Annotated in this window: 11 protein-coding genes, 15 tRNA genes and 1 rRNA gene; 1 reads left to right on the plus strand and 26 read right to left on the minus strand. The window is 34.7% G+C overall.

Annotated features, from left to right (window positions below; genetic code table 11):
* Window positions 1-78: 78 nt before the first annotated feature.
* The 9 genes from IEO70_RS02215 to IEO70_RS02255 all read right to left on the minus strand — a co-directional run bounded on the left by IEO70_RS02215 (window position 79) and on the right by IEO70_RS02255 (window position 6,078).
* Window positions 79-1,143 (minus strand): phage major capsid protein, encoded by a 1,065-nt coding sequence (locus IEO70_RS02215; RefSeq protein ID WP_190996730.1) that lies wholly within the window; start codon window positions 1,141-1,143, stop codon window positions 79-81.
* Between the two features lie 17 nt (window positions 1,144-1,160).
* Window positions 1,161-1,430 carry a helix-turn-helix domain-containing protein gene (locus tag IEO70_RS02220; RefSeq protein ID WP_190996731.1) on the minus strand — a complete coding sequence of 90 codons (270 nt, stop codon included), beginning with the start codon at window positions 1,428-1,430 and terminating at the stop codon, window positions 1,161-1,163.
* A 330-nt stretch (window positions 1,431-1,760) separates the two neighbouring features.
* Window positions 1,761-2,741, minus strand: a complete 981-nt coding sequence (locus tag IEO70_RS02225) for a hypothetical protein (protein WP_190996732.1) — start codon at window positions 2,739-2,741, stop codon at window positions 1,761-1,763.
* A gap of 101 nt (window positions 2,742-2,842) precedes the next feature.
* Complete coding sequence (locus IEO70_RS02230) at window positions 2,843-3,127, minus strand: hypothetical protein (RefSeq protein WP_190996733.1); 285 nt, start codon at window positions 3,125-3,127, stop codon at window positions 2,843-2,845.
* 2 nt (window positions 3,128-3,129) lie between these two features.
* Entirely contained in the window at window positions 3,130-3,516 is a 387-nt protein-coding gene (locus tag IEO70_RS02235) for a hypothetical protein (RefSeq protein WP_190996734.1), read from the minus strand.
* Window positions 3,517-3,537: 21 nt separating this feature from the next.
* On the minus strand, window positions 3,538-4,476 hold the full coding sequence (locus IEO70_RS02240) for a hypothetical protein (RefSeq protein ID WP_190996735.1): 939 nt from the start codon (window positions 4,474-4,476) through the stop codon (window positions 3,538-3,540).
* A gap of 135 nt (window positions 4,477-4,611) precedes the next feature.
* Complete coding sequence (locus IEO70_RS02245) at window positions 4,612-4,773, minus strand: hypothetical protein (RefSeq protein ID WP_190996736.1); 162 nt, start codon at window positions 4,771-4,773, stop codon at window positions 4,612-4,614.
* A gap of 418 nt (window positions 4,774-5,191) precedes the next feature.
* Window positions 5,192-5,362, minus strand: a complete 171-nt coding sequence (locus tag IEO70_RS02250) for a hypothetical protein (protein WP_190996737.1) — start codon at window positions 5,360-5,362, stop codon at window positions 5,192-5,194.
* Between the two features lie 110 nt (window positions 5,363-5,472).
* Window positions 5,473-6,078 carry a helix-turn-helix domain-containing protein gene (locus tag IEO70_RS02255; protein WP_190996738.1) on the minus strand — a complete coding sequence of 202 codons (606 nt, stop codon included), beginning with the start codon at window positions 6,076-6,078 and terminating at the stop codon, window positions 5,473-5,475.
* Window positions 6,079-6,225: 147 nt separating this feature from the next.
* Between IEO70_RS02255 and IEO70_RS02260 the strand changes: the two genes are divergently transcribed.
* Window positions 6,226-6,381, plus strand: coding sequence for a hypothetical protein (locus IEO70_RS02260; RefSeq protein ID WP_190996739.1), 156 nt, complete (start codon window positions 6,226-6,228; stop codon window positions 6,379-6,381).
* Between the two features lie 416 nt (window positions 6,382-6,797).
* Here IEO70_RS02260 and IEO70_RS02265 read toward each other — a convergent pair whose 3' ends face one another.
* The 17 genes from IEO70_RS02265 to rrf form a co-directional block, all read right to left on the minus strand.
* Window positions 6,798-7,760, minus strand: a complete 963-nt coding sequence (locus IEO70_RS02265) for a tyrosine-type recombinase/integrase (protein ID WP_190996740.1) — start codon at window positions 7,758-7,760, stop codon at window positions 6,798-6,800.
* A 124-nt stretch (window positions 7,761-7,884) separates the two neighbouring features.
* A tRNA-Leu gene (locus IEO70_RS02270) sits at window positions 7,885-7,966 on the minus strand.
* A gap of 6 nt (window positions 7,967-7,972) precedes the next feature.
* Window positions 7,973-8,047 (minus strand) — tRNA-Cys (locus IEO70_RS02275).
* Window positions 8,048-8,068: 21 nt separating this feature from the next.
* Window positions 8,069-8,143, minus strand: a tRNA-Gly gene (locus IEO70_RS02280).
* A 5-nt stretch (window positions 8,144-8,148) separates the two neighbouring features.
* Window positions 8,149-8,223 (minus strand) — tRNA-Gln (locus tag IEO70_RS02285).
* Between the two features lie 41 nt (window positions 8,224-8,264).
* Window positions 8,265-8,340 (minus strand) — tRNA-His (locus IEO70_RS02290).
* An 11-nt stretch (window positions 8,341-8,351) separates the two neighbouring features.
* Window positions 8,352-8,425, minus strand: a tRNA-Trp gene (locus IEO70_RS02295).
* A gap of 11 nt (window positions 8,426-8,436) precedes the next feature.
* Window positions 8,437-8,521 (minus strand) — tRNA-Tyr (locus IEO70_RS02300).
* A gap of 21 nt (window positions 8,522-8,542) precedes the next feature.
* Window positions 8,543-8,618 (minus strand) — tRNA-Thr (locus IEO70_RS02305).
* Between the two features lie 5 nt (window positions 8,619-8,623).
* A tRNA-Phe gene (locus IEO70_RS02310) sits at window positions 8,624-8,699 on the minus strand.
* Window positions 8,700-8,719: 20 nt separating this feature from the next.
* Window positions 8,720-8,795 (minus strand) — tRNA-Asp (locus IEO70_RS02315).
* 8 nt (window positions 8,796-8,803) lie between these two features.
* A tRNA-Met gene (locus tag IEO70_RS02320) sits at window positions 8,804-8,877 on the minus strand.
* Window positions 8,878-8,903: 26 nt separating this feature from the next.
* Window positions 8,904-8,979, minus strand: a tRNA-Val gene (locus IEO70_RS02325).
* 9 nt (window positions 8,980-8,988) lie between these two features.
* Window positions 8,989-9,063: transfer RNA gene (locus IEO70_RS02330), tRNA-Glu, on the minus strand.
* A 19-nt stretch (window positions 9,064-9,082) separates the two neighbouring features.
* A tRNA-Ser gene (locus IEO70_RS02335) sits at window positions 9,083-9,175 on the minus strand.
* Window positions 9,176-9,182: 7 nt separating this feature from the next.
* Window positions 9,183-9,257 (minus strand) — tRNA-Asn (locus IEO70_RS02340).
* A 9-nt stretch (window positions 9,258-9,266) separates the two neighbouring features.
* Window positions 9,267-9,382, minus strand: a 5S ribosomal RNA gene (gene rrf, locus IEO70_RS02345).
* Between the last annotated feature and the right edge of the window lie 189 nt (window positions 9,383-9,571).

Below are 9,571 nucleotides of genomic sequence, written 5' to 3' on the forward strand. Positions count from 1 at the left end.
AAATAAAAAAAAATAAGGGAGAACAACACCTTAGAAGTGTCACTCTCCCTTTTTTGACAAAAAAAATAAGCCTTGGAACTATTTAATTTTGATTGCAATTGCTTGTTGCTCATCTACAACTTTCACATCTGCGAACATATCAGCAACATATGTGTATACACCTTTACGAGCGCCTTCTACATCAGCAATTTTTTCAACTTGAATTTCTTGCTCAACACGTTTGTTCCAAAGTGCAGGGTTTACAATGAATACTGGACGGTTGCCAGATGCTACGCTTTGCACAGCGTCATTAATAACTACCTCTAACCCTACGATTTTGTAAACAAATTCATTTTGTGCATTCTTTTCACGAACCATTAATAGGTTTCCGTTTCCGTCTTTCCATTGAGCCATTTCTTGAAATGTAGAACGTGCTACCATTACTTTTGCGTTAGCTAATACAGAAGGATGTAAAGAAGCTACTGCTTTAATAATATCGTCTAGTGATAAAGCACCTTGAGCCTTAGTTACTACTTCGTTTTTAAGGTTTACTAGACCATCGAAGTTAGTTTCATCGCCAGTACCTAATACAAGGTTTACAGCAATTTTACGAGCGATACGCTCTGCTAATTTGTCAACGAAATAAGATTCATCTAGTTGAGCGTTGTAAACGAAGTTTTTAGTTAATTGGATTGCTGAACCTACACGTTTTAAGCCTAGTTCAACTTTTTCGAACTCTTCATCAGCTAAAGCGATTTCGCCTAGTTCTGCATAAAATTCTGCTGATTTTGGGTTAAGTTCTTTAAGAACTTCGATTTTACCTACACCACTAATCACTGGGATTTCAGCAAAGAAAGAATATTTTTCTTCTAATTTAGCGATTACTGCTTCTGCAATTGTAGTTGGAATAACTTTTGACCCCTCTCCAGTCGTAAGCATTGCTCGTACTTCTTCCATAACATTTGTGTGTTTTTCCATTTTGATTTCCTCTTTCTCTTGTTTAATTGTTTCGATAGATTCGAAACTACGAATTTCTTGTTCTAATTTTTCACATTCAGTAATTAATTGTTCAACTTCTTCAGTATTGAAAGCTGCCGAACGCATTTCGTCTTCTAATTTACTTGCTAGTTCAGCCTTTTTTTCTTTAAGCATCTTTAAATCCACTTTCTGAACTTCCTTTCTTAATAAATTTGTACAATTGGCATATGATTATCTTCAGATATTTCAATAGAGATTAGATCATTCACGTCAACCCCTAAAGCATCTGCCAATGCATTTAATTGATGAATGCTGTGAATTTCTCTTTTGGTAATTAACCGCCAACAATGTTGATGAGAAATATTCATTTTGAATGCTAATATCTGAAATAATTGAGTTCTATTTTTATAGTTCTTTTCTTTTAGCGTTCTATCTAGTAATTGATTAATAGCCTTATAATTCACCGTAATCATTATTCTTGATCTCCTTTTTAATTTTCTTTTGATTGACATAAAAATAAGAAAATGCAATCAAATAAAAAAAAGACACTTAATAGTGCCTTTAATTCTACCCACGCTAAAAACTACAACTGATAATGTTGGAGGTCAAAAAGAGTTATAGTTTTTAGCAAAGGTAGAAGAAAAACCTTTGCTAACAATTAGATAATCAAATTCGCTCATTAGAGCAAGAAAAAGAAAAAAGTATTAAAGAAAGTGAGATAACTTCCCTACACCTTTTATGTGGTTTGAAGTCGAATTTGTTAACAAATAAAACTAAATTTTTTAGTTTTTTTACTATTATTTTCAAATAACAAATGTTCTTGCTATTTTTTCTCCATAATGTTTTTTACGATCAACACTGTTATTCAAATAAACTTGCACTAAACTATCCTTCTCTTTTTTAACAGCAGCCTTACTCAAATAATAGTATTTCCCTTTGTTTGGATATGTGTCTAAATTGCCACCAAGTTTTTTAATTAACCTTTTAATATGAAATACTCTGCAATCACTACTATCTTCCAGACCAAACACTAATGAACCTGTTTTTTCTATGTTAATAAAGGTTTCGTTAATGTGAATGTTCTCTATACCTAATCGCTTCGCCCAGTTTTTTCTAGTGTGAACATATTCTTTATTTTTCCCTGCAACACTTTCTATACCAAAAGCTAGATTTTGTTTTTTTCCGCCAGTTAAAGTGCTGTAATCACAATCCCCAACCGAAAGCAAGTCATAGAAAATTCTAAAGCCTATTTTTCCGTCTTTTTTATATTGCTTTAGATCCTTCTTCACAATGTCATCTAGAATATCACAACCAATAGCATTCAAGCACGCTAGAAGGATGTGTACACTATTTAGGTTATAATTATCTTTAAGTTTGCCAGTACCTTTGTCTGTACCACAAATAGCATCTATATTCGTTCTCTCACACTTTGTAATCTCAGTGTGATTTAAATGATTGTCGATAGCTAATTTAATATAATCTACGCAAGGAAAATTATCTGCAACTGGTACATCAAATGTAAAGAATCCTTCTTTAGCTTTCTCTTCATCTAGTGCCATTACCTTAGAATATTCTGAGCCACCAGTTAATCTTCTTGAATAACCGATAACAGTAGGGGGTGTTAATTTTAGTTCCTTTCGGACATAGCAACATACCAAATAACACAACCAACCATCTTCATCTGAACTATCAAAGAAAATATTCATTTCATCCTTTTGTAATCCTTCTGCTAAAGTATTTCCCCACTCAACCAATTTTTTGTATAATACCTCTTGTCTCTTCATTTTCTTTTCTCCTTTTTTCTTTTTCAATTCTGTTTTCAGAACGGGATTAAATTCTCCTTTGGCACTATTAGTCTCCTTATTCAGCAAGTAGACTAAACTGACTAAAATTTAAAACCAGTTAATTCACAACACTTCACTGCATTAGAAAAAATCTCTTCTGCATTTCTACACGCTTTAAAATACTCTAATGTCATCACTTGAAGCTTTTCATCATTCTCAATCACTTTACCTTCTACTTCCCTATCAAACTCCTTAGAAAGTATTTTGAGAGCTTCTGCAACCTCTTGAATCATTGTACATTGTGAAGGTGACACCAAATAAAGATGCTCCAATGCTTCTGTGTTATCCATTAACTTTTTCATATTAACCATTTCTAATTTATTCATATTTAAACAATCTCCTTTAATCCAGCTATAATTAGTGCTTTTTCACATACTGTTTCTACATCTAATCTAATTTGTTCATATTCCTTCTTTAGTTCATCATTTCTCTTCTTCATATTTAAAAGTAAAGCTTTGTTATCAGAGTGTGGCAAACAACCTCTAGGGCTGATTTTTAATCCGTTACTCAGTAACCCTTTAGAATCTTCTTTAATTTCTTGATATTCCTTCAAACTTTCTAACAATCCAATAGTAGAAAACTCAAATCCTTTCATCATAAACCAAAGAGCAGTAATCATTAGTGGCTCTCTTTCTGCCAATCTGCTATTTAATAATTCTTGGTTATCTCTCACCATTTTTAAATTTTCCATTTCAAATAAATCCAAAATATCCATTTTAACTTTCTCCTTTTGTCTTCATAAAGAAAGTGCCACCATTTCATCGTATGGTAGCACTTCTGATTTAATATTTACTTGTCTCCCAAAGCCATTCGGCTCACTATCTAGAGGAATCAAACCACGTACTAAGTTTAATCCAGTAACACTTATTTCTGTTGGTTCAGTAATAGATGTAGTATCTTCCACTTCTCTAGTATCTTCTACTGTATCAATTGAAAATCTTTCAAAAGCAATCTCTTCAATAATTTCAAATGGACAAGGTGGTATTCCATATCCTAATTGTTCCATAACAACTGCATTTGGTTTTCTAGTGTGTTTCTTAATGATTTCAAATCCATTTAACCTTTTGAACTCACTACGACTATCATTTTTCACATCTTTATCAGCGTGTGCGCCTAAATCATCTTCGTAATGGTGATCAATCCAATCTGATTGCCATTGCCAATAGTCTTTCCATACATTATGAGAAACTGCTACTGGAATACCAAAACGCTTATAATAATATGTGTTTTCATTAACATCACGCATATAAGAATCCCAATCTTGTGTTCGCAAATTATAGTAAGGTGTTTTAACTTTTTCTAATTTAGGCACTAAATATCCGATTTTTCTAAACTTTGAAATGATATTAGACACTGTAGAAGGATGTAAATCTAGTTCCATCCCTAATTCTTCATTAGTCATAAAATCAACTGACCAATAATTTTGACAAAGGTAATGTAAAACTTTATCCATATTTTCTTGTCGGTCTTCTCGTATTTTTCTAGTTTTGACTACTTCTTTGTTTTCACTATAAGGAAAAGTGATTCTCATTGCTCTCCCTTCGCCAGTTATTTCATAAGAACCGTAGTTTTGTTCAATATCTCTAAGCATTTTCGCTTTCATTTTACCAGATACTGAACCTACTTCTTTTTTATTAATTAATTCATATGCTTCTTTTAATGTTACTGTAATCATTTTGTATGTTTTCTCCTTTGTATTGTTTGTCTTAGTAAATATCTTTTTTTAGTATGATTCTCGACCCTTTTTTGACTTGGGTATAAAAGGTCGTGAATAAGTGTTTGAAAATTATGAATAAATAACAAAGAAACATTAACCAAAATGGGCTAATGCTTCTTGTAATAAAAAATTGTTTTGAAAAACATAAATATCAAGGTGTTTATGTTCTCTATGTTTTTCAATATCAACTAAATTACATCCATATTGAATTAAATTAATTGCTAAGGATTTTTTGAAAATTCTTTTCTTGCTCATATTAGTAATCTCCTTTTTGTGTTAATTTAAAATTAATCAACGGTTTGCCTTATTTTCTCTAGGAAAACTCACTATTAAAAAGACTAACAAACAAATATAGCCTACATTCTCAACTAAAATTTCTTCCATACTTATTCCTCCTGTGAATTTAATTATCTAATTTGAAAAGGTTCGTAATGTACAGTTAAGAAATTTCACCAGTGGATATTTTCTTCTCCTATCTTCCCCTTCAACCTTTATATAATCTGAAAGCAGTTTTATTAACATAAAATGTGCAAAAAAAATAAGAATTTTCAATAATAAAATAGAAAATTCAGTAAATTTGAGTTGATTTTGATGGTTTTGACATCAGCACAGACGTGAAATTGTTCGTTTGGAGAAAACCACGACACGAACCTGGGGATCTAAGGTTTCGGAATCAGTTTTTATTTTTCTGTTGGCTATCTTCACTATCATTCTCAAAGTCTAAGCCCAAATCATCAATAGTTTTTAGCACATCAGAGAATTTGTTGTTTCTTATTTTCTTCTTCATTTCCCTCTTAACCCTAGTTCTTCCATATCGCACTTTTTTATCTTCCATATTTTTCATTATTATCTCTCCTTTTTTAAGAGGATAACACACCTTAAATGGAAAATAAAGTAAATAATTATAAAGCATTTCGCATAAAAAAGCAATGTTTAAAACGTTTAAAACACTTTTTATTTTTTATATTTTTCTCTTAGCATCTTTTGAAGTTCATTTTTTCTTCTTTTAAAGTCTGCCTGTTCTTCATTAGTCATTACTGGAGGTTTATATTCTTCTTTTAACCATTTAGGTACAATTTCTTTTCTAGTCGATGTGCTATATGTATTTTGATATCCCATAGAAGAACGGTATTCTTTCTTATAGGCTACTACCTTTTTTACTTTATTAGCCACTTTTTTCACAACTTTAGATGTAACTGTGCGTACTTCTTCCACTACTTCCTTAACAATCCCAATTGCTTCAAATGATAAAAGTTGAATTTTATTTGAGGTTTGGCGAAACTTTCCGTTTAAAGTTTTTTCTTTACGAGAGGAGACAACAAAGATTTCTAATTGTTCAGCACGTTTGATGGCATTTTGAACTGTACGCACAGAGCAGCCTACATTCTCAGCAATAGTTTCATTGCACTCAAAGAACTCACCACGATACTTGCGCAGTTTAGTGATTATATATTTAACCACTGCTTGTCCTTGTTTTCCGAAGTGTTTTAGTTTATTAGCCATATGTAAGTTTCCTTGTTCAAAAATATCCTCTGCTTTGTAAAGAACTATTTTTTCCATTGTCGCCACTCCTAGATGTATTAGAACTAAACATTAATTTATGGTATAATTCACATAAAAGTTACGTAACTTATCCGTAATTAAATACTACTACAAAGTTACGTAACTTTCAAGTATCTAGATAAAATAATTTTTGGAGTTGATCTTATGGCTTTTGTAAATAAGAAGAAGGTCACTATTGGTCTAACTGAAGAAGTCTCTACTTTTGCTAAAGAAAAAGCAAAAAGTATTGGTATGTCTATGAGTGTTTATATTGAGACTTTGTTAAGAAAAGAGATGGAAAAAGAAAAAGAGAATGGATGATTTTTGTCCACTCTCTTTTTTATTTATTAATTCTTTTATTTTTAATTATTGTATTTTAATTATTCTTTTTTCGTATGCAAAGGTGGATGTAATACCCTATGAATATGGGGAGGCAAAGGAGGGTGTAAAAGGGGGTGAAATTTACTAATCTTTTAGTGACCTCTAGGGTTGATTTTTAGAACCGTTCCAAGAACAGCTCCGAAATCTGTTACGATTCCTTTATATCATTGTTATTCTTAGAAATGTTCTCTATTTGTAAAGTGGGTATAACACCCACTTTAGCAGAGTAAAGAAATACTCTAACAATATTGTTTATAGTGTTTTAATTTTCACGACCCTTTTCGACTTAGATATATTATAGATATAATAGACCATCGGAGATAAGGGTCGTGAATAATTCAATTACTAAAAGAAAACTAGATATTATTTAATGGACTGAATTTATTATGACCTTTTTGAACATCCTTGCTAAACAAATTTACATACGTTTTTGTCATATCTAAGGTAGTATGCCCTAGTATTTGTTGCAACTGAAATACATTCGCACCATTCATAACACACAACTTAGCAAATGTATGTCTTAGGGTATGGGGTGAACATCTAACATTTGTAATATTAGCTTTCTTCCCATAGATAGAAACACGAGTTTGAACTTGTCTTTTACTTAGTGCTGTTCCATCAAGTGTAATGAATAATTCTTTATCATCAGCAACACCTCTAATACTAAGCCACTTTTTCAGTTGGTCTTTCATCTTCTTTTGAATTGGCACAGTACGTTCAAAATAAGTCTTTGTATTGCGTATAAGGATTGTTCCCTCTTTTAAGTTTACATCTTCTACCCTAATACCTATTAATTCATTCGCCCTAATTCCAGTATCAATGAATAGCATTATAATTGTGTAATCACGCACCCCAATAAATGTTCTGAGATCACACGCTTTCAAAAGGCTTTCGATTTGCTCAATACTAAATGTTTCAATCACAGGCTTTCTAGTTTTAAGTGAATGAATATCTTTTGTCGGATTACTTTTTATATATCCATTTTGATAACAAAAAGAGTAGAATGCCTTTAAAGCTCTGATTCGTGTATTGATCGTAGTCGCTTTAATACCTGCTTCTTGCATATCTCTAATTACTCTTTTGATTATCGCACTATTTATTGTTGCCGAATTTGGATTAATACCTAAGCCATTTAGAGTACCCTTAAAGGCTCTCAATTCATTTTGATAAAATTTGATTGTGTGAGGTCTTAGGTTTCTAATGACACAATCATCTTTGTGTAACTCCATTAATTCATCAAAACTATACTGATGATTAATAACCGCACCTTGAATGTTTTCTAATTCACTATAAGTGAGTTCATTTTTTCTTCTGCTCATAGCTGCTCTTCTCCCTTCATACACGACACATAGCACAATATTTTGTACCTAGTAATAGTGTGCGATGAAAAGAAAAAAAGCCTTCTACAATAGTGTAGAAAGCTTCTCCCATAAGGCTTTTTGATACCGGTGGTCGGGGTCGAACCGACACTCCCGAAGGAACACGATTTTGAGTCGTGCGCGTCTGCCAATTCCGCCACACCGGCATGATATGGAGGCGGCAACCGGATTCGAACCGGTGGATAAAGGTTTTGCAGACCTTGGCCTTACCACTTGGCTATGCCGCCATATAATATTGAACTTTACCTTGGAGCGGAAGACGGGATTCGAACCCGCGACCCCAACCTTGGCAAGGTTGTATTCTACCACTGAACTACTTCCGCAAAAATGGCTGGGCTAGAAGGATTCGAACCTTCGCATGACGGAATCAAAATCCGTTGCCTTACCGCTTGGCTATAGCCCAATGATATTTATAATTGTAACACATAATCTTTCAAAAATAAATGGGGCGACTGAAGGGAATCGAACCCTCGAATGTCGGAACCACAATCCGATGCGTTAACCACTTCGCCACAATCGCCATTGTAAGATTGGCAGGGGCAGTAGGAATCGAACCCACACTGACGGTTTTGGAGACCGTAGTTCTACCTTTAAACTATGCCCCTAAGTGAATAAATGGTGGAGGGGGACGGATTCGAACCGCCGAACCCGGAGGGAGCGGATTTACAGTCCGCCGCGTTTAGCCACTTCGCTACCCCTCCACATATTCAAATAGATAAAAATGGTGCCGGCGATAGGAGTCGAACCCACGACCTACTGATTACAAGTCAGTTGCTCTACCAACTGAGCTACACCGGCAATAATGGTGGCTCAGGACGGAATCGAACCGCCGACACAAGGATTTTCAGTCCTTTGCTCTACCGACTGAGCTACTGAGCCATACATTATGTAAATAAAAATGGCGGTCCCGACGGGAATCGAACCCGCGATCTCCTGCGTGACAGGCAGGCATGTTAACCGCTACACCACGGGACCACTTATTATTGCGGGGACAGGATTTGAACCTGCGACCTTCGGGTTATGAGCCCGACGAGCTACCAGACTGCTCCACCCCGCGACGATGAGAATATAATGAAATTTATATGGTGGAGGATGACGGGATCGAACCGCCGACCCCCTGCTTGTAAGGCAGGTGCTCTCCCAGCTGAGCTAATCCTCCGAATATGAATGGTGACCCGTACGGGATTCGAACCCGTGTTACCGCCGTGAAAGGGCGGTGTCTTAACCGCTTGACCAACGGGCCATTTAAGTAAGAAAGTAAATGGCGGAGAGCAAGGGATTTGAACCCTTGAGACAGGTTTTGCCCGCCTACACGATTTCCAATCGTGCTCCTTCGGCCTCTCGGACAGCTCTCCTTTAAAATGGCTCCGCAGGTAGGATTCGAACCTACGACCGCTCGGTTAACAGCCGAGTGCTCTACCACTGAGCTACTGCGGAACAATAAGAACCTGGCAACGTCCTACTCTCACAGGGGGAAACCCCCAACTACCATCGGCGCTGAAAAGCTTAACTTCCGTGTTCGGAATGGGAACGGGTGTGACCTTTTCGCCATCATTACCAGATACAAGATTGCTGCCTGAATCTTCTTAGATTAACAGACTAATTCTTAGAGACAAATATTATTATAATATATTCTCTAGAAATTGCAAGAAGAAATTTTTATTCCTTCAAAACTAGATAACAGAAGGTAAGTAATTTGCATTAAAAACACGTTGTATTGTCCAGCTACGGCTCCTAACGAAACTGTACAG

It is taken from the genome of Peribacillus faecalis (genome assembly GCF_014712675.1).
Taxonomy (GTDB): Bacteria; Bacillota; Bacilli; order Bacillales; family DSM-1321; genus Bacillus_AD; species Bacillus_AD faecalis.

Excerpts from the sequence above, each read along its gene's own strand:
- IEO70_RS02220 (WP_190996731.1), bottom strand. The coding sequence starts at position 1,430 with ATGATTACGGTGAATTATAAGGCTATTAATCAATTACTAGATAGAACG.
- IEO70_RS02225 (WP_190996732.1), bottom strand. The coding sequence starts at position 2,741 with ATGAAGAGACAAGAGGTATTATACAAAAAATTGGTTGAGTGGGGAAAT.
- IEO70_RS02230 (WP_190996733.1), bottom strand. The coding sequence starts at position 3,127 with ATGAATAAATTAGAAATGGTTAATATGAAAAAGTTAATGGATAACACA.
- IEO70_RS02235 (WP_190996734.1), bottom strand. The coding sequence starts at position 3,516 with ATGGATATTTTGGATTTATTTGAAATGGAAAATTTAAAAATGGTGAGA.
- IEO70_RS02240 (WP_190996735.1), bottom strand. The coding sequence starts at position 4,476 with ATGATTACAGTAACATTAAAAGAAGCATATGAATTAATTAATAAAAAA.
- IEO70_RS02245 (WP_190996736.1), bottom strand. The coding sequence starts at position 4,773 with ATGAGCAAGAAAAGAATTTTCAAAAAATCCTTAGCAATTAATTTAATT.
- IEO70_RS02250 (WP_190996737.1), bottom strand. The coding sequence starts at position 5,362 with ATGAAAAATATGGAAGATAAAAAAGTGCGATATGGAAGAACTAGGGTT.
- IEO70_RS02255 (WP_190996738.1), bottom strand. The coding sequence starts at position 6,078 with ATGGAAAAAATAGTTCTTTACAAAGCAGAGGATATTTTTGAACAAGGA.
- IEO70_RS02260 (WP_190996739.1), top strand. The coding sequence starts at position 6,226 with ATGGCTTTTGTAAATAAGAAGAAGGTCACTATTGGTCTAACTGAAGAA.
- IEO70_RS02265 (WP_190996740.1), bottom strand. The coding sequence starts at position 7,760 with ATGAGCAGAAGAAAAAATGAACTCACTTATAGTGAATTAGAAAACATT.